Origin of the sequence: Streptantibioticus parmotrematis (assembly GCF_019890615.1) — a bacterium.
GTDB classification, from domain to species: domain Bacteria; phylum Actinomycetota; class Actinomycetes; order Streptomycetales; family Streptomycetaceae; genus Streptantibioticus_D; species Streptantibioticus_D parmotrematis.
On record NZ_JAINVZ010000013.1, the window covers coordinates 128,501 to 147,428 of the forward strand.

General features: G+C 63.7%; 14 protein-coding genes. 11 read left to right on the forward strand and 3 right to left on the reverse strand.

Translation table 11 applies throughout. The annotated features are described in order from the left end of the window. Positions 1–9: 9 nt before the first annotated feature. The 3 genes from K7472_RS19430 to K7472_RS19440 form a co-directional block, all read right to left on the reverse strand. The gene (locus K7472_RS19430; protein ID WP_222979768.1) at positions 10–1,089 is read right to left on the reverse strand and encodes an AMP-binding protein; all 1,080 of its coding nucleotides are present in this window, start codon (positions 1,087–1,089) and stop codon (positions 10–12) included. Beyond that, on the reverse strand, positions 1,079–2,683 hold the full coding sequence (locus tag K7472_RS19435) for an aromatic amino acid ammonia-lyase (RefSeq protein WP_222979769.1): 1,605 nt from the start codon (positions 2,681–2,683) through the stop codon (positions 1,079–1,081). The genes K7472_RS19430 and K7472_RS19435 overlap by 11 nt, the downstream gene beginning before the upstream one ends. A gap of 169 nt (positions 2,684–2,852) precedes the next feature. Continuing rightward, the gene (locus tag K7472_RS19440; RefSeq protein ID WP_222979770.1) at positions 2,853–4,145 is read right to left on the reverse strand and encodes a Rieske 2Fe-2S domain-containing protein; all 1,293 of its coding nucleotides are present in this window, start codon (positions 4,143–4,145) and stop codon (positions 2,853–2,855) included. Between the two features lie 902 nt (positions 4,146–5,047). Between K7472_RS19440 and K7472_RS19445 the strand changes: the two genes are divergently transcribed. The 11 genes from K7472_RS19445 to K7472_RS19495 all read left to right on the forward strand — a co-directional run bounded on the left by K7472_RS19445 (position 5,048) and on the right by K7472_RS19495 (position 18,913). After that, complete coding sequence (locus K7472_RS19445; protein WP_222979771.1) at positions 5,048–6,823, forward strand: non-ribosomal peptide synthetase; 1,776 nt, start codon at positions 5,048–5,050, stop codon at positions 6,821–6,823. A 154-nt stretch (positions 6,824–6,977) separates the two neighbouring features. After that, positions 6,978–8,186, forward strand: a complete 1,209-nt coding sequence (locus tag K7472_RS19450; protein WP_222979772.1) for a cytochrome P450 — start codon at positions 6,978–6,980, stop codon at positions 8,184–8,186. Next, positions 8,183–9,244, forward strand: coding sequence for an NAD(P)-dependent alcohol dehydrogenase (locus K7472_RS19455; protein WP_222979773.1), 1,062 nt, complete (start codon positions 8,183–8,185; stop codon positions 9,242–9,244). Before K7472_RS19450 ends, K7472_RS19455 begins: the two co-directional genes overlap by 4 nt. Beyond that, positions 9,241–10,293, forward strand: coding sequence for a threonine aldolase family protein (locus K7472_RS19460; protein WP_222979774.1), 1,053 nt, complete (start codon positions 9,241–9,243; stop codon positions 10,291–10,293). Before K7472_RS19455 ends, K7472_RS19460 begins: the two co-directional genes overlap by 4 nt. After that, the gene (locus tag K7472_RS19465) at positions 10,293–11,084 is read left to right on the forward strand and encodes a class I SAM-dependent methyltransferase (protein ID WP_222979775.1); all 792 of its coding nucleotides are present in this window, start codon (positions 10,293–10,295) and stop codon (positions 11,082–11,084) included. The genes K7472_RS19460 and K7472_RS19465 overlap by 1 nt, the downstream gene beginning before the upstream one ends. Before the next feature lie 147 nt (positions 11,085–11,231). After that, a complete protein-coding gene (locus tag K7472_RS19470; protein ID WP_222979776.1) occupies positions 11,232–12,599 on the forward strand; it encodes a cytochrome P450 in 1,368 nt (455 codons plus the stop codon). Position 12,600: 1 nt separating this feature from the next. Further along, positions 12,601–13,701, forward strand: a complete 1,101-nt coding sequence (locus tag K7472_RS19475; protein WP_222979777.1) for a hypothetical protein — start codon at positions 12,601–12,603, stop codon at positions 13,699–13,701. A 54-nt stretch (positions 13,702–13,755) separates the two neighbouring features. Beyond that, complete coding sequence (locus K7472_RS19480; RefSeq protein ID WP_222979778.1) at positions 13,756–14,718, forward strand: terpene synthase family protein; 963 nt, start codon at positions 13,756–13,758, stop codon at positions 14,716–14,718. 968 nt (positions 14,719–15,686) lie between these two features. Continuing rightward, the gene (locus K7472_RS19485) at positions 15,687–16,769 is read left to right on the forward strand and encodes a pyridoxal-phosphate dependent enzyme (protein ID WP_222979779.1); all 1,083 of its coding nucleotides are present in this window, start codon (positions 15,687–15,689) and stop codon (positions 16,767–16,769) included. Further along, entirely contained in the window at positions 16,756–17,793 is a 1,038-nt protein-coding gene (locus K7472_RS19490; RefSeq protein ID WP_222979780.1) for an ornithine cyclodeaminase family protein, read from the forward strand. The genes K7472_RS19485 and K7472_RS19490 overlap by 14 nt, the downstream gene beginning before the upstream one ends. A gap of 34 nt (positions 17,794–17,827) precedes the next feature. After that, positions 17,828–18,913: a TauD/TfdA family dioxygenase gene (locus K7472_RS19495; RefSeq protein WP_222979781.1), complete on the forward strand. Its 1,086-nt coding sequence runs from the start codon at positions 17,828–17,830 to the stop codon at positions 18,911–18,913. Positions 18,914–18,928: the final 15 nt, after the last annotated feature.

An 18,928-nucleotide genomic window follows, 5' to 3' on the forward strand; every position in this document is an offset into this window, starting at 1 on the left:
CGGTCTTATTCAGTACACCCCTTCGATGACCGGCTCTTCCTCAAACCGTTCAACCGGAGCGATGTCGGCGACCGAGTCTCCGGTCTGACCGCGAGGTGGACGCACTCGCGTCGCCAAATCCCGTTCCAAATTGTTCGGCAGGAACGCGCTCTTGCTCACGTGGCTCATGACCACCTGGCCGCGCTCCCCGTAGGGCACCACTTCACGTGTTGCCGGGTCCACCACAGAGAGGGAGACAAAGGGCGAGTTGGTGTCGAACACACACGGATCCTGGACACCGAGGCCGTGGCGCTCGTCACTGGCACCAAGGATCATGGTGTTTCCGTAGGTGCCGTGCAGCACGATATCCCGGAGTGTCTCGGTCTTGTAGCGCTTGCGTGTCTCCGTGTCCATGTGGGTTCCCACCCAGACGATCGCCCGCACACTCCGGGTCAGGAGTTCGTGAGTCCGCGGATCACCAACCAGGCGCTCCAAGATGGGAGGCGTGGTCATGAGTACCCCGATACGCTGGCTGCTGAGCAGGGTCACGACCTGATCGACGAGATGATCCACGTAGGCGTCAGCCTCGGTTCCACCCCTGCTGATCAGCTTCTTCACCCAGCGAGGGTCGACATCGATGGTGAAGCAATGACCGCCGCGTTCCATAGCCTGCCTGTGCGCGAAGTGGCCGACGCCGTGCGGACCGCTTGGTGCGGTGCTGAGCCAGTTGACACCGCGTGGCACTCCCTGAGCGTCAAGATTCGCGTGAGTCCACGCCAAGTTCTGCCGCGCCCAGTCTTCGGAGTACGGGATCCGCTTCGGGGCGCCGACTGTGCCGCCGGTTTCAAAGATTCCGACGATGTCGTTCACGCTGTCGTAACCCCGGGGAATCAAGTCCTCTGCCGCGACATCCCGCAGCTCCGCCGTCACATTCGGGAAGAGTGTGAGATGGTCATACGACGTGATGTCGACCAGTGGATCGAACGAAAGCCGTTTTGCACGGTCGAGCCAGAAGCGGGAACCTGTCTCTTCGGAGAAGTGCCACCGCATCGCGGTCTTGAGGAATTCGTCCGGTTCGGGGTGCAGATCCGAAAGAATGTCAAACAGCATCTTCAGTCTCCCAGCACTCCGTGACGATTTCGGTCAGCTGATTTCCACGTAGGAGGATCAGCAGCGAGTTTATGTCGTTTTCCATCGCCCGATCTTCTCCGACGAACGGAACTCTTTCGCGGACAGTCGCATGCACCTTGTGAATCATAGGTGCGGAACGTTCCGCCCCTCGAAGGTCCAGTGCCTGACACAACGCCAGTAGATGGATCGCCACCACTTCTTCCACCAGTTGAGCCAAATAAAAGGCGTCTCTGGCCGCGATGGCGGACATGCTTACCTTGTCCTGATTGTGTGCTTCGGTGGAGCGTGAGAATATGCCTGCCGGAGCGCTTTGTTTCAAAGCTTCCGCAGTTATGGCGGAGCATGCTATCTGCATGCCCTTGAATCCGTGATGCAGGCCGGCCCGCCATTCATCTGATTCGAACGCCGGTACGAGGTTGGGTGTGAGCCCGTTGTTGAACTTCTCGTCCACAACGTGGGCCAATTGCCTGTCGAGCAGATCCGCTACGTTCGCGAGAGCCGTCTTGAGGGAGTCCATGGCCTGAGCTACATGGCCTCCGTAGAAATTTCCTCCGCTGTGTGCCAAGCCTGTCTGGGGCTCGAAAAGAGGATTGTCGTTCGAGGAATTCACCTCGATTTCCAACCAATTTGATACCCAGTCAAGGGTGTCGCGCAGTACGCCGGTGACGTGTGGGGCGCAACGAATCGAGTATCGATCTTGAATCGACCTCGGAAGCAGGGCGTAGTCGTGCCCATCGAGCCCCCCGGCCAACTCGGCCACCTGCTCCGAGGTCATAGAAAGACGTGACCCCTGCAGAAGACGGCGTATGGCGGCTGCAGACTCCCTCTGGCCCGCATGAGGCTTAGCGGTATGAATGAAGTCTGTAAAATGTCCGCGATTTCCCAGTACCGCCTCCGAGGTCATCGCAGAACAAATATCGGCCAGCTTCGCCAATTTCCTGGCCTTGATCACAGCCAATGTGGCGAACGCAGAGGAAAAGGAAGTTCCATTTATGAGAGCGAGGCCTTCCTTCGCTTCGAGGTCAATGGGGCTCAAACCGGAACGCGAAAGCAGTTCTGCTGCGCTCGTACGCTTCCCACGGTGGTCGACCTCCCCTTCTCCCAGAAGTGCTGACCCCACATAGCAAAGCGGAACGAGATCCCCGCTGGCGCCGACGGATCCGCGCTCTGGTATTCTCGGCAGGGCGTCGTTCGTCAAATGCCAGAGCAGCCTGGACACGACTTCCGGGCGAATCCCAGAATTGCCCTTAGCGAGGCAGTTCGCCCGTATGAGCAGAGTGCCGCGCACGACCTCGGGAGGCGTGTCATGGCCTGTACCGTTGACGTGATAACGGATCAAGTTGCGCTGGAGTTCTGCCGTCTTGCTTGCAGCGATGTGCCTGGTGACACTGTCTCCGAATCCCGTGCTGACGCCGTAGATGACTTGACCGCTGCTTACCAGCTTCTCCTTGAGGTCGCGCGACCTCATCATGGCCTGCATCGCGGCCTTGGAGATGGTGACGTCGGCCTTTCCGCAGGCCACGGTTTCGACATCGGATATGGTGAGGCTGCTACCGTCAAGTACAATCGACATGCGCCGATCCCCTTTCGTGTGAAGGACACAGGGCGGAGCGGTGGGGCCAGCGCTGCTGGATGGCGACTGGACGCATCCGTTATCGGGCCGGCGGCCACGCACCACTGCAAGGCTGAATGGCCCCCTCTGCCCCGTGGACATGCTCGAACTAGTGGCGCAGAGCTCATTTCTACGAGGGGGCGATCAAGCCGGGAACGGGTGTTTGTGAGGCGGCGAGCGGCGCAGTACTCCTCGCCATGGCGAAACGTTGCAGAATCTCGTTCTTGCGCGGGCTGAACCTCGCTTGAGTGGCCGCCATGACGTCAGCTAGGTACGCGGCACCATTACCGAACTTCTCGTGTTCTTGAGGGAGTTCAATGATGTCGGGTGCGTCACCTCTGTAGACATTCATTGGGTCGCGTCCCGCTGCCACCGCTTCTATCTGCTCAAAAATGATCTTTCGCAGAAGGATGACACCTGCGTCTACTGTTCCCAGGTGCTCTTTGGTGCGGTCGGCGATCTTTCCCTGCGTCATCCATGCCATGATGTCCTGGCCCTCGACATTGTTCAGCAGGAATTCTCCATCTGATGTGCGCCATGGCACCGGGTACGATGTCACTGGCTCCGGCCCAGGTGTCGCACGGTCTCCAGGCTTGTACGCCGTGTACCACAGTGCCCACGTGGTCTCATCGTCGATGGGCACTCTGATGTGAAAGCTGTAGCTCCCTCCTCCGCCGAGGCGCAGGAGGTTCGGGAAAACGAGCGGATGGCCGACGGCCCAGTCATCTGCCGTCGGGTTCTGCCCTTCGAGCATCCGGCGCAGAAGTATGCCGTAATCTGTCCGATCGAAGGCGGTCAGAGCGTTGATCTGGGTGAACATCTCGGGTATTTCGTCGGCGACGCCGCGCGAGGCCAGCCACTGGCTGTACCTTCCGTGCAACCATGCGACATGGTCGAGATCGACGGCGTTTTCGAGGACCTGTACGAAATTGCACGGTATGACGGCGTGCCCTACGTCACGGATCGCGTCGTCCCAGCAGAACAAGTCGTACCGGGGAAGCGCGGGTACTGGGTCCGGGCCGATGTATACGAAGATCAGGCCGCCCAGTTCCTGCGCGGAGTACGCCGTCGTTCGCACTCGCTCGCGGAACGTGGATTCGGCCGGCTCGCCCGGCTGATGAAGGCATCTGCCTTTTCCGTCGAAGAGCCACCCGTGGTAGGGGCATCGCAGGCCGTGATTCTCGACGATGCCCATCGACATGGAGGCGCCGCGATGCGGGCAGCTGTCGGACAGGACGTGCGTAGTACCGTCGCGATACCGAAAGATCGCGAGATCCTGTCCGAGGAGGCGGACCTTTCGCACGTCAGGGGACTTAAGGTCGTGGGAGAAGGCGACGGGCCACCAGTACCGGCGGAGCATTTCTCCCATAGGTGTACCCGAGCTGAAGCTTGTCAGGATGCGGTTGCGCTCTTCGGACAGCATTGCGAAACCCCCGGTCTCACACGCGGACTTAGTTGCACCGGCATTTCTGCTCGCGCGAGCTGCGACGTCGTCTCGACAGCGTCTGTCGCATGAACGAACCCGCTGTGCGCCTGTCATGTGCTCTTCGTCACATGGCGGTGCTGGATGTTCGAGAGGGTAGAGGGGGGCCTGGGACATGTCACGTCCCCTTTTCTCCATCATGTGGTCCCCTTTGAGGGATACGCGCAGTGGGCCCGAGCGCGGGCTCGGCTACGGCCCGCTTCCCGGCATACGGCCGCGGTGCCGTAACGAGCTCCCGCAAGGTGGGTGGTGAGGCGTTGAGGATGGCGGTGGGCTCGGTGTTCACTTCTGCCGTGCCGACGTCAGGTCCGCGGTCTGCTGGTGGGACAGCGGTCCAGCGTTGGCTTGGACGATGTTGCTCATGTGCTCGCGGCGGCTGTGATGGCGGGGCGAGGCGCGCCGGTCCTTCCTGTGCGTGATGCCGTGCTCGAGCCGGATGCGTCGTGAGGAATGAGCCTTGCGCTGTCGGTGAGCACCATGGCCTTGACGGCGTTCTGGTCGCTCTTGCCGCGGTCGACGACCTCACCCAGGGTCCGCAACCGTACGCCGGGACTGAGGGTGCAGCGTCGTTCGGGCGGCAGGGGCCGGAGATCGCCGACGGCGCGGGTGATGGTCGAGAGGTCGACGCCGAACCAGCACGCGAGCAACGTCGTGTGTGGCCCCGTGGCGCAGGTGCACGAGGGTGGCCAGGAGCCGGGTCGACGAGGACGCGGCGGCCGTGTGCGTCTGAGTGGGTCGCTCTGGCAGCGTCCGGTGCTCTTCCCGAAGTCCTCGAAGAAGGTGCCAAATCGTCCCTGAACGGGGACGTGTGAGCGGTGACGTGACGTGAAACTATGCCGCGCATGAAAGCAGAACCAGCCAATCCGGAAAGCGGAGAGGCTCTCCAGGAGCGTGTCTCTGACAGCGTCCTGACCACGGCTTGGCGGCACCGAGGCCGTACGGCAGTGGTGTGTGGCGAGGACCGGCTGACTTATGCGGAGTTCCTTTCGCTGGTGGCTGGGTTCCGTGCCGAGCTGGACGAAGGACGGGGAGCGCGTGTCGGGGTGTTCGGGTACCGTACGGTGGCGCTCCCCGCCTGGTTGGTCGCCATCCAGCTTTCGGGGTGCTCGTTCGTCGTCCTTGATCCCAGCGCCTCGGAGTCCTTCGTCGAGTGGGTCCGCGAAGCGGCTGGTCTCAGTCGGGTGGTGGATCCGCGCACATGGCAGCGCCCGTCCGGCGCCGTCGCCACGACGGACCGACCTTCCGTCGGTACCCTCGACGACGAGGCGTACGTGCTCTACACGTCAGGGAGCACGGGCCGGCCCAAGGGCGTGTCTGTCACGCACCGCAACCTTGCGAGTTCCAACGCGGCACGGTTGGCGGTGTATAGGGAGTTCGGCGCCCCGACCTTTCTGGCTCTCTCCGCCTTCTTCTTCGACTCGTCCATGGCCGGCTTGTGGGCCACGCTGACTTCGGGTGGAACCCTGGTCATCGCGAGAGAGGACGAGCGTCGCGACCCCTGGGACGTGGCGAGGCTGATCAGTCGTCACCGAATCACTCACGTCTTGTCGATTCCCGGGTTCTACGCGGAGGTGCTGCGCGCCATCCGGGCGCAGCGCGAGGTTGACCTGGAGACCTCGCTGAAGGTGGCCATCTGCGCCGGGGAGACGCTGCCGTCATCGGTGGTGGACTTGCATTTTGAAACTTTTGGACGAGTTCCTCTGATCAACGAGTACGGCCCCACCGAGTGCACAGTGTGGTCGACCTGGAAGCGGATGGATGCCCCGGGCATGGCGACGATCGGGACACCAATTCCCGGAACGACCGTTCATTTGCTCGATAGCCGTCTTATCGCTGTCCCGGCAGGCCATATTGGGCATATCGGCATATCTGGCCCGGGCGTGGCGAACGGCTACCTCGCAGACCCTGAGGAGACCAGGAGGAGGTTCGTTCAACGTGAAGGCCCACGCGGCACGCGCGTGCGCGTCTATCTCACGGGGGACCTGGGCCGTATCCGCCCTGACGGGGAACTCGAGTATCTAGGGAGGCTCGACCGGCAGGTCAAGGTGCGGGGGGTGCGAGTCAACCTGGAGAGCGTTGAGAGAGTCCTGTCGGACCATCAGGGCTTGCGGGAGGCGGCTTTGGTGTACGACGAACGGAATCAACGCTGCCACGCGTTCGCCGTCCGGGAGGAGCTGTCGGATGTCGCTGAGGCGGAAGTGCGCGCGGTGGTCGCGGACGCTCTGGGAGCCGGTCACGTCCCGGACGGGGTGACGTTCCTCGCCGATCTGCCGAGGACCAATCGAGGCAAGGTCGACAGTGCCGCCCTGTTGGATCTCGTGCTGCCCGGCGTCGCCAGGCAGCGGGACACCGTGACGCCGAACCCGCCGAAGGCGGAGCAGGATATGCAGGTCCTGGTCGAGCAAGCGTGGGAATCCGTGCTCGGCGTGTCGTTGGGGGAGCAGACACGCCAGACCAGTTTCTTCGATCTCGGTGGCAACTCGATGTCCGTGCTGCGGCTGGCACGTGCCCTCTCTGAGGTCGCGGGCCGTCCGGTCTCGGCAGCGACGGTCTACCGCAACGACACCGTGGAACGGCAGGCGAAGTTGCTCGATGGGCTCGCCGCCTCACCCCTTTGACGACACGAGGTATTACCTATGCGTGTGGGTGGATCATTCCAGCCTCTTGCTCTCGCCACCCCGGTCCCCTGCCAGGGGCGGCTGTGCGTCTGCTTCGCCCCCCGGCTGTCCTCAAAAGCATCGCCGCTCGCTTTCCCTCGCACGGGACGCTGACATGGGATCCCAGAAAGAGATCGGGGCCGCCGCGCTTGTCGACGGGGCCACGTATCGCGCAGGCGACCCATTCGCCATCTGGAAGGAGATGCGCGAGCACGAACCCGTGTGCTGGCAGGAGACCCCTGACTTCGGTGACTTCTGGTCACTCACCAGATACGAGGAGATCGACCGGGTGCTTCGTGACGCCGATGCCTTCAGTTCGGCGGCGGGTATCCTGCTGCGTCCTACCGGGCAGGGGCCGGACCCGGGCAGTGGCCGGACCATGGCCCTGTCAGACTCCGAGAGGCATCGCGACTTGAGGACGGCGATCGCGGGATGGTTCGCCCCGCGGAACCTGCGGAGGCTGGCTGACGCGTTGGACGTAGTGGCGACTGCCATCGTGACTGAGGCGTTGGAGAAACCTGTCGCCGAATTCGTGGCCGAAGTCGCCGCACGGTTGCCCCTCGAAGTGGTGTGGACGTTACTGGACATCCCCCGCGCCGACCGCGGTGACCTGACCCGTTGGTCGATGGACGCGTTCTGCTCGGACACTGCAGCCGCGCGCAGCATCGGGCACCTGGAGATTCTCGATTACTTCACCGGGCTCGCGGCCGAGCGTCGCCGGCACCCGGGGGAGGACCTCGTCAGTGTCCTTTCGGGAGTGCGAGTGGCCGGACGGGTTCTGACGGTCGAGGAAACGGTGCTCAACTGTGACAACCTGCTAGTCGGGGGGACTGAGAATGTGCGCCTGGCCATGGCCGGCGGCGTGGCGGCGCTGATAGACAACCCCCGGCAGTGGCTGGCGCTTCAAGACGACTTCGAACGGGTCGCGCCGACCGCCGTGGACGAGATCCTGCGTTGGACCTCCAGTGCCACCCACCTCATGCGCACCGCTCGACATGACGTCCGGCTCAGAGGCAGACACATCCGCAAAGGGGACCGTGTCGTGATGTGGCTCCCCTCGGGCAATCGGGACGGCGAGCGGTTCCGAGACCCTGAGATCCTCGACCTTTCGAGGACCCCGAACCGACATGTGTCGCTCGGAGCCGGTCCGCACATCTGCGTCGGCGTGCAACTGGCCAAGCTGGAACTCGGCGTTGTGCTGCGTCACCTCACCCAACGCGTCCGCAGTATCGAACGGCGCGGCACGGCCGAACGGCTGGAGTCCATCGTCGTCAATGGCTTCCGCACCCTTCCCGTCCGTCTCGAAGCCCGGGGGGACTCATGAGCAACATCACCTACGCGATCGGAGCACCAAAGCCGGGGGCCCCGCTCGAGACTATGGCCATCGAGCGGCGTGGACTCGGTCCGGACGACGTGGCCATCGACATTGCCTATGTGGGCCTTTGCCACAGCGACATCCATACCGTTCGGGGAGAGTGGGGAGACGCCCAGTTCCCCATGGTGCCCGGCCACGAGATCACGGGCGTGGTGGCCGCCATCGGACCAGAGGTGACCCGGCATCAGGTAGGCGATCGTGTCGCGGTGGGGTACATGGTCGACTCGTGCGGCGTGTGCCGCCACTGCCTGGCGGGCACAGAGCAGTTCTGCCTGAGGGGGCATGTCACCACCTATAACGGTCTGGGGTATGACGGCCGGCCGACGCACGGCGGCTACAGCCGCCGGATCGTCGTGCGCGACCGCTTCGTCTGCCGTGTCCCGGACGGTCTCGCTCTCGACGTCGCAGCCCCCCTGCTGTGCGCCGGGATCACCACGTACGCACCCCTTCGACGGTGGGGTGTGGAGCCGGGGACCCGGGTAGCTGTGGTCGGCCTCGGCGGCCTCGGCCATATGGCCGTCAAACTCGCGGTGGCCATGGGGGCGGATGTCTCAGTGCTCAGCCGTACGACGGCGAAGATGGCCGACGCGCTGTGGCTCGGCGCCCATGAGTTCCACGCGACCTGCGCCCCTTCAGTATTCGACGGGCTACGTGGTCGCTTCGAGTTGGTACTGCTCACTGTCCCCGCGCGGCTGCCGCTCGACCCCTACCTCGAAACACTGCGCGTCGGCGGAGTACTCGTACTCGTCGGCCTGCCGGGCGAGCCGCTGAGCTTCGATCCGTTCTCACTGGTGGACAACAACGCGGTGGTCGCGGGCTCCCTGGTCGGTGGAATCGCTGAGACGCAACAGTTGCTGGATTTTTGTGCTGAACACCGTGTGGGGGCGGAGATCGAGACGATATCGGCAGACCAGATCAACGCCGCCTACGCACGGGTACTGGACGGCGAGGTTCGATACCGCTTCGTCATGGATGCATCAACCATAGGCGATGAACGACTCACATGACCCCTCGTCACACGCGTGGCCGCGCCGTCATCGACCTCAGGTCCGATACCGTGACGCGCCCCGACGCAGAGATGCGGGCCGCCATGGCGGCGGCAGAGGTGGCCGACGACATCCTCGACGGTGACCCGACGACGCGCGCTCTGGAAGAACGCGGCGCCGAGATGCTGGCTGTCGAAGCGGCATTGTGGGTCCCGAGCGGGTCGATGGGTAACGCGATCGCCCTTGCCGTACACCTGAGACCGGGCGATCGCTTCGTCGCTCCCCGCCTATCCCATGTCGTCGAGTACGAGCTCGGAGCAGTTAGCTGGCTCACCGGTGCCCTGCCACGCGAACTGCCCTGGTCCGTCCGACCTGGCTGCATCGAAGCCGCGGTGATCTCCCGGACAGTGTCGAGCGACCGGCCCTACGACGCCTTACGCGACCGGTTGCTGTGCCTGGAGAACACGCACAACGCGGCAGGTGGCACGGTCACGTCACCACAGGAGCACCGTGAGGTGGTGACAGCCGCGCGAGAGGCGGGGATGCTCGTACACCTCGACGGCGCCCGTCTGTGGAACGCGGCCGTGGCAGCGAAGACGTCCCTACCCAAACTGACCTCTGGTGTCGACTCTGTACAGGTCTGCCTGAGCAAAGGGCTGGGGGCCCCGATGGGGTCGCTCGTCTGCGGATCCGCTGACTTCGTCAGGCAAGCCCGAAGGGTGCGCAAGATGCTTGGCGGAGCGGTCCGGCAAAGCGGTGTGGTGGCCGCCGCAGGACTGGTGGCACTCGGCCGGGTCGACCGCCTGGAAGAAGATCACCGAAAGGCATCGCTGCTCGCCGCAGGGGTACGGGACCTCGGCTGGGAGGTCCCTGAACCGGAAACCAACATTGTTATGGCGAAGGTGCCCGACGCCGATGGTCTCGTTCGGAACCTCGATCGAATCGGGGTCGGCGTCACGGTCCTCGCCGGGAAGGTCCGCATGGTCACGCATTGCGATCTTTCCGAAGGCGATGTGCGTGACGCCCTCGTTCGCATCAAGCGCTTGGCGACCTTTGGAGAAGAAGCCTGATGCCCATCACCCTGTCACCAGACGAATACGCCGCCGCCTGGCGCCTGATCACCGATTCGACCTGGCACGACAAAAACATCGAGGAGGTACTGGTCAGCAAGGTGCTTCCTGGACTGCGCGAAAGACCCACCCTCCTCGACGTGGGTGCCGGATCAGGCATCGTAGCGCGCAGACTTGCCCCGCACTTCGGGCGGATCACCCTGGTCGAACAGAACCCTAGCCAGATCGAGCCGAACAGGGAGGAGTTGAAGAGAGCCGGCGTGAGGATCTTCGACGGTCCTTTCGGCGAATTCGACGATCCCGAGCGCTACGACGTCGTTTTGTGTTCACACGTGCTGTATCACGTGCCGCGTGCTCGCTGGACGGACTTCATTGGCCGCATGCTCTCCTTCGTCCGCCCTGGCGGTGTGTGTGTCGTGGTCCTGGTTGGCGGCCCGACCGCCGGGCACGGCCGATACACGACACACCACGCGATGCGGCAGGACTTCACCGACGCCGCCGTCAATAGTCAAATGCTTACCGGCGAACTCGGCGCCATGGGCTTGGCGTACACGGTGGTATCCACCGAGAACCCGTGGTCCACCAGCACCCTCGACGATATGTATGCCGTCTGTCGCTTTGTCGTGTACGAGGACTGCTTGACTCCCGAGCAACTCGAGCAAATGTCGGAGCGTCAGCTCATGACGTTGGAACTCAGAATACGAGAGCACGCACAAGACTGTCCAAGGGTGGGCGGGCGGTACCAGCTGGAAATGGAGGACAGCATTGTCCTCGTGCCCAGGCCCCGATGACCGGACGTCTTCCAGGAATCCCGAAGTATTCGCCTCCCTATCGGGGGCGGTCGGACCCACGCCGACTGACAGTGACCCAGGACCCAGGGAAACGTGGCCGGTGCCTCAGGCCACGCCGCTTATTGGAATGTCGGAAGGCAGAAGCCAGTGACATCGAACACCGCCTCTCCCGCGGGGACCATCCCGAATGCTCCCGGGGCTCTTCCTTTCATAGGCCACAGCGCTGCACTTGCTCGCCATCCGCTGCGCTTCCTGTCCTCGATGGCCAACGCGGGGGACTTGCTGCAGGTCCGACTCGGGCCGTTCAGGACTATCGCGGTCTGCAACCCGGACATCGCCCGGCAGGTGTTCCGTAACGATCGTGTCTTCGACAAGGGCGGTCCGATGTTCGACCTCATCAAGGAGGTGACGGGGCATCGGGCGATGGTGGTGATGGAGCATGCCGAGCACAGGCCGCGCAGGCGGATGGTGCAGCCGGCGTTTCACCACGCCCGGTTCCCCGCCTACGCGGAGGTGATACTCGACCAGGTCGACGCAGTGATGGGCTCATGGCGAGAGGGGGAATCGATCGACCTCTACGAACAATCGAAGCTGATCACGTCCAGGGTCGGTCTCCTGACCATGTTCTCGTACATGCAGCCTGACTGGCTGCTCAAGCGGGCACTGCGCGACTCCATCACGATCATGGAGGGCGTCTTTCGGCGGATTATCACGCCGTCTGCTCTGAACCGGATTCCCACCTTGGGTAATCTTCGTTACAACCGAGCGAACGCCCGCCTCCGGGCCGTGGTCGACGAGATCATAGACGAGTACCGTCGGCACGACGTGGATCGCGGAGACATGCTGTCGGTACTCCTCAAGGCCGAGTCCGAGCAGCAGGCAGGCGTCCAGGGCCGTACGGCGGTGAGCAACACCGACGTACATGACGAGGTCACGGTCTTTTTCCTGGCGGCCATGGACACGACTGCGGCCTCACTGGCGTGGACGCTGACCGAGATGATGCGCCGACCCGAGGTGTACCAGCGCCTGCGAAGCGAGCTCGCCGCCGAGCTCGGTGGCGAGCGCGTCAGCCTGGCCGACCTGCCCAGACTGAAGTACATGGCTCAGGTGGCGGCCGAGAGCCTGCGGCTGCACCCGCCGGTGTGGTTGCTGACCAGAAACGTCACAGCGGACACCGAACTCGCCGGCCACACCGTCAAAGCAGGTTCCGCGATCCTGTTGAGCCCTTATGTCCTCCACCAGCGCGAAGACATGTTCCCCGACGCTGGACGGTTCGATCCGGATCGATGGGCGGAGCCCGGTATGACCAGCCGGATACGCGATGCCCTGATGCCCTTCGGCTCCGGTCCACGCAAATGCATAGGGGAGGTGTTCGGGATGACCGAGTTGCTGCTGGCCCTGGCTCGCATCGTGCCGACGTGGGAGCTGGGGTCCCGCGGTAGCGAACCGCGCTCTTCCGTCTCCTTCGTCCTGAGCCCTCGCAACTCCAGGGCGACGCTGAGAAGGATCGCCTGATATGCGCCCAGTTCGCCAGCACTCCACCACAGGGTCCTCAGGGCTCGAACGGGCACAGGCCTATCTGGAGCACATGGCCCGTGGTGCCGAAGACGCCGCCGAGCGCTTCTCGGTCCAGGCTGCCCTGGACACCGAGTTCCGCAGCGTCATCCCCAGACCGTCGATCAGGCAGGCTGTAAGGCAACTCACCGGAACTGACCCAGGCTTCGACTTCAGCGCTGACGGGTTCACTGCCATGATCGGCCTCGTTCTGGCGGAGCGTGCTGAAGCAGCGATGCCGCGTGCGCTACTCGACACCTTCGCGAGCCTGGTCGCGGCTTGCCGTCACCGCTACAGATACAACTACTTCCTGGACAGCCCGCAATTCGCCCCCGACACCGACTGCACCGCACTGTCGGCCGCCGCGCTGTACGAGCATGGCCGCCTGACGCTGCCAGAGCTACGGCGTACGGCCCAGGACTTGTTGTCCGCCGCAGCATGCGACGCCGCAGGTTCGGAGCACGGCGGCAGCAGGTCCGGCTCCCGGCCGCAGTCCGGTGTGATCATGGTCTACTGGGAGGATGCGGAGTCCGCTCCAGCCCCACCCAGAGGCCGCAAGCATGATCCCGTGGCGTGCGCGAACGCCTTGTACACCATCTCGCTTGCTCAGCTGAACGGCTCGCGCGGAGAGTGGACGAAGGTGCTTGACGCGACGTGCAGTTACGTTGCCACTCAGCTCACCTCGGCCGCCTATCTCTCCGGAACCCGCTACTACCCTGATCCCCATGCTCTGCTTTTCGCCGTATCGCGGCTCTGTGACAGGTTCCCCGCATACATGCGGTCGCTGGGAGATCTCTTACGGCACCGGCTGACCGAGCGACCTGTCGGCGGCGTCCCCCAAAACCCCCTATCGCTGGCCCTTTGGGTCATTGCCGGGCAGACGGCTGGGGTTCCGGCCGTTCGGCTCGACGAGGCACGGGATCTGCTTCTGCGCTGCCAGCGCCCGGACGGCTCCTGGCCCGCCGCGCCGTACTACCGCATGGGAAGGTTCGCCGTTCATTTCGGGTCCCCCCTCCTCACCACGCTCTTCGCGGTTCGAGCGTTGAATGACCCGAGGACGTAGGCCGGGACGGACGCGCACCAGAGCCCAGGTACCCACGACGATGGAGACAGCCATATGAACGATGACGCGATCGCGGTGGGGGCCGCTGCCGCTGAGGGGCACGGGTACGAATTCGCCGGTGTCACCGACAGGCGACTGTTCGAACAATTGCATGCGTGGTCGAACGCGAACTGCACGTGTCCTCAAGATGCGGCAGGGCACAGATCCCAGTGCTACGTGGCAGCTGTCTTCAGCGCCTTCTGCGCGCCGGAGCAGGCGACGCCTGATGAGGTCTTCATCTCGGCCAAGTGCGCGTTGCTGTTCTTCCTGGTCGACGACGGTCTGCCCGGTCAACTCACCGAGTTCGATCGCCTTCTCGCAACAGGCGGTGATCCGCAGGCCAACGAGCCGACCGCCTGCCTGGCCTCCGTGCTGGAGGACCTCCACGCTCGTGGTTGTGAGACCAGGTGGTTTCACACCACGGTTCGCGCGTGGGCGTCGAGCATGCGCCACGAGCAGACGTTGGACATCCGCGACGTGACGCCTGAGGAGTACCACGTTCTGCGCCGGGAGACGATCTTCGTGTCCTGCATGGTGGCGTGCTGGATGTCTTTGGCACGTATCAGCACCCCGGCGAAACTCCTCGCTGCCCGTGCCGAGTTGCTTGAACTTGCCATACGCATCGTCACTATCGTCAACGACCTCGGGTCCTTGCAGGCGGACGCCGCACTTGCCGAAGTGACCGAAGCAGCGCGGGGAGGCCTTGTTGCCATCAACACCATTCTGCTCCGCGAACGCGTGCTGGGCTCACGGGAACGAGCGGTATCCGAAGCGATGAACCACCATGGTGCCCTTGTCGAAGGCTTTCGAACCCGCGGGCACGACCTCGCGGGGGACCGTCACGCGGGTCAGCAGGTCCCCGACCTGCTGACCGTGCTGCGCGCTGTGATCAACGGGAACCTGCAGGGCACGCGGCACCTGACCGCGGAGCGCTACCCTGGCGGCGCACAGCTACTGCAACGGCTTGAGTTCGTGTAGGCGCTCGCTGTGAGTTCGATGGTCTTGCCGCGCCAGTGGCCCGCCGGCCTCGTGAGCGTCTCGATTCGCGACGGCTACATCGGGACGGGAAAGCGCAACACCACCAATCCGAGCAGAGTTACCCCGAGGCGGGGTTCGTAGGCACGAGCTCAACGCCCTCCAGCCCGGCGGGATCAACCAGCCCGGTGGGCGCACGCGACCTCTTTACACGGGTAACACCGTGAACAGCACAGTGATCCACCTGAGGCTGAGCGGGCCTACCCAGCGGCAACACTCCCCTTGACGCGCCACCATCGGTGACGGTTGTAAGCGGGGAGGGGTGGCGATTCCACCGCTCGAGTGAAACCCTGGTGCATCACGCAAACTCCGGTTAAACTCAGGTGTATCGGCCGGAACCAACTCGGAATTTCCGGAGCCCTCCAAGTTCCGCTGGAACACCACTTGACGCGGGGGTGTCAGCGGTATGCGTGTAACGCGGCATCGGTTATAGGGACGGGCGGCTCCTGAGTCCGAGAGGCGAAGGGTCCGCCGTGGTGGGTCGGCCGTGACGAAGCTCAATTGGTCGGCCAGAGTGTAATTGCGTGTGGCGCGCCGCCCCAGCAGGTTGGATCTTCGAGGAGGCGCTTCCTCGTGAGCGAGTCTGCGTCGCAAGCATCACTGCTGTGCGACCCTGAGCCTTTCGACAGGTGGAGTCGTTGGAGCACCTCGAAGGGGAGCTGCTGCTCTCACTGTTCGAAGAGCCGGGCCGTCCGGTGCCCGCTCCCAACATCTGTTGATTGCGTCCGCTGTGCCCTGCTTCCTGTTCCGTGGACTCGTGCAGTGGCCAGTGATGCCGTCCAGGGCAGCGCCCCGAGTGACTTGTTCGCAGAAGCTATGGGTGCCGGGGTGAGCGGTATTCAGGCCGCGCGCCCCTGCACGAAAACACATAGCCATTCGTTCGGAGTTCTGTTCTCCCGCATGAGGGGGTAATGTTCATGTCGCCGACCGGTGTCATCGTTGCAAAACCTGAGGAATTCACCTACTCATGGCCCCGACGGGCCGAGACCGACACTCCTTTGCGGCGTCTCGACATGAAGCTGGGGTCACGGCGGATGTCGTTGTGGCTCAAACTCGAATGCTTCAATCCCACTGGATCCGTGAAGTTTCGAACGGCATTGGCGCTTCTGCGTGCTCTTGATCATCAACGTCCGCTAGTTCCGGGAACGACCGTCGTAGAGTCAACCTCCGGGAATTTGGGACTGGCGCTCGCACACCTTTGTGCTGAACTCGACTGTCATTTCGTTGCTGTCGTCGACCCGCGCCTGCCCTCCCACCTGTGCCGTGCCATGAGTTCAGCTGGCGCGGAGGTGATCACCGTACACGATCTAGACGAACGCGGCGGCTATCTCTTGTCCAGGCTGCGGACGGTTCGGGAGATGTGCGAGTCGCGTGGCACACGTTGGACCAATCAGTACGGCGCTCCGGCCAACCCGCACGTGCACCGCGACATGACCGGTGTGGAGATCGTACGTCAGACAGGCGGTCTCCTGGATGCCTTGTTCGTGGCGGTCAGTACAGGAGGGACTCTCGCAGGTATCAGCGAACGACTGAGGGCCGACGCTCCGGGCGCCCGGCTTGTCGCCGTCGACGTGGCGGGCTCACACGCCATCGCACCGGACGGCCACTCACCCCAATTGCTCACCGGTATTGGCGCTACGCGGGCCTCGTCGTTTCTGCGACCCCATCACTACGACGACTTTGCCCGTGTGTCCGAAGTCGAAGCGATCGCCCTGTGCCGGATCCTCGCCGAAGACACCGGGCTCGCGCTGGGTGGTTCAAGCGGCGCGGTGCTTTCGGCCTTCGTAGCCGATGCACGGCGTCGACTACGACCATTCCGCTGTCCCGTACTTCTGTGCCCCGACGGCGCGATTCGATATCGGGACACGGTGTACAGCGACAGATGGCTCAAGTCCAAGGCACGGCTCGGCGCCGTGACCGCGGCCATGGCCAGTTCCCGCAGAGCGGGGCTAGAGTTCGCACTCGCCAAGGAGGAGCGGGATGTCAGCCCTTGAGCACACATCCGAGGTTCCATTGCGCTACCTGACACGTGCGGACGTCGTGACGGCCTGTGCGCAATTCGATCCGGTCCAAGTCGTCCACGAGGCCCTGGAGCTTCACGGGCTGAGACGTACGACGCTGCCGGCGGAAGCCTACCTGGGCTGGGAGACGTCCGAGGGCGAACGAGCCCGAAGCCTGGCCTTGCCCGGGGCCCTGTGGGGAACCGATCCAGTCGTCGGCCTCAAGATCATCAATGGCAGCCTGGGGAACACCCGCCGCGGCATCGCGCGCGCGCAGGGCCTGACGTTCCTTTTTGACCTCGATACTGCGTGGCCGTTGGTCATGATGGAGGCCGCCTACCTCAGCGCACTGCGTACGGCGGCCTATACGGCATTGTCGATCGACCACCTGGCCTCCTCCGCCTCCCGCATCGCGATCATCGGCTGCGGCGCCCTTGGTGAGGCCCACGTTCAGTTGCTCTCCCAGCGCCTGCCCGGCAGTCGGTTCCTGATACACGACATCGATGGCCATCGCCGCGACCAAATGGCATCGCGATTGGCCGAAAGCGGTGTGCAGGCTGACGGCGTGAGTAGCGCGCGTGCCGCGGTCGAAGGGGCGGACGTCGTCGTGACCGTCACGACAGCCGACGCCTCCTATCTTGAGTTCGGATGGCTGCGTCCGGGAACGCTCATCGCCCACGTCTCGCTCGATGACGTCACCCCCGAGGTGGTCGAACGCGCAGATCTCGTGGTCGTGGACGACTGGGAGCTGGTGCGCAATGACAACCAGCGGCTGCTGGGACGGATGTATCGTGCCGCTCGCGTCACCGGCCCCGCGGACGTCAACCAATCGCCGCGAGGTCGTCGGGTGGACGCCACCATGGCTCAGATACTCACGGCTGAGCACCCCGGCCGTACCAGCGTGGAACAAATCATCCTCAGTAATCCCTTCGGTATGGGAATACTTGACGTCGCGTTCGCCCACCAAGTGTGGCAAGTGGCGCAAGCGACGGGCCTTGGAATGAAGCTACCGATTTGAGTGCGAGTCCATAAGGAATGGAGGAAGTAGAGTGGTGAGCACACTGATCGAGGTCGGGGATCATCGCTTCCATCCTCTGTGGCTGCGGGACAACTGCCTGTGCCCCGAATGCCGCGAACCGGCGAGTTTCCAGAAGCTACTGGACCTCGGGCGACTTCCCGGTCTGCCGACGGCCCGGCGTTGGGAAGTGACGGATGGGACCCTTGTGGTGGACTGGGTGGGGACGCCCGAACACAGGAGTGTCTTCCCTCTCGAATGGCTGTCGGTACACGCTCACGACCAGCCGGCGAGTCGTGGGGATAAGTCAATGGAGCCCTGGGATGCCACGACATGGCTGACCAGTCCGCCTGCTTGGCATGAGATCCAGGACTGTGATCCGGAAGGGGGACCGTGGGCTGATGATCTGGTCCGGTTCGGCATCGCCTTCCTCGCGAACGTGACTTCCGAGGAGCTCGACGCGTTCGCGACAAAGGTAGGGCCGCCATTCGTGACCGAGTTCGGCCGCGTGGTCGCCGTCGAGGCGGTGCGCGACGCTGATGACCTAGCTCTCAGCGGGGCCGAACTGAGTGTCCACACGGACTTTTCCGCGCACATGCACTCACCGCCCTTGCTGCAATTCATGCTCTGTGAAGCACAAGACCCCGGTGGGGGTGAATCGGTGTTCGTCGACGGTTTCCAGGTCGCGGAGCGCTTCCGATCCAAAAATCCACGGTACTTTGAGATGCTGGTGCGCACTCCGATCAACTTCCAGCAATTCTACGGGGACCACCATCTCTTCCACCAGCGCAGGCGCCCTGTGCTGGAGCTTGGCGAGGACGGCTCGGTCTCCGGAGTCTTCTTCGGTCATTCCCATGCCTGCAACTGGCGGATTGCGCCAGACGACGTGGAACTGTACTACGCCGCCTACCACGCGTTCTTCGGTTGTTTGAAGAACCCTGCGAACCAGCTCCGACTACAGCTCGAAGCGGGCCAATGCGTGCTTCTCCGCAATGGCCGCCTGCTGCACGGCCGGGGCGCCTACGACCCGCGGGCCGGACGCAAGCTCATCACTCAGTGGACGAGTTGGGAGTACTTCGCGTCACGCCGCAGGTATCACCGGTACAAGCATCTCTATCAATGAACGACTGGGTATACC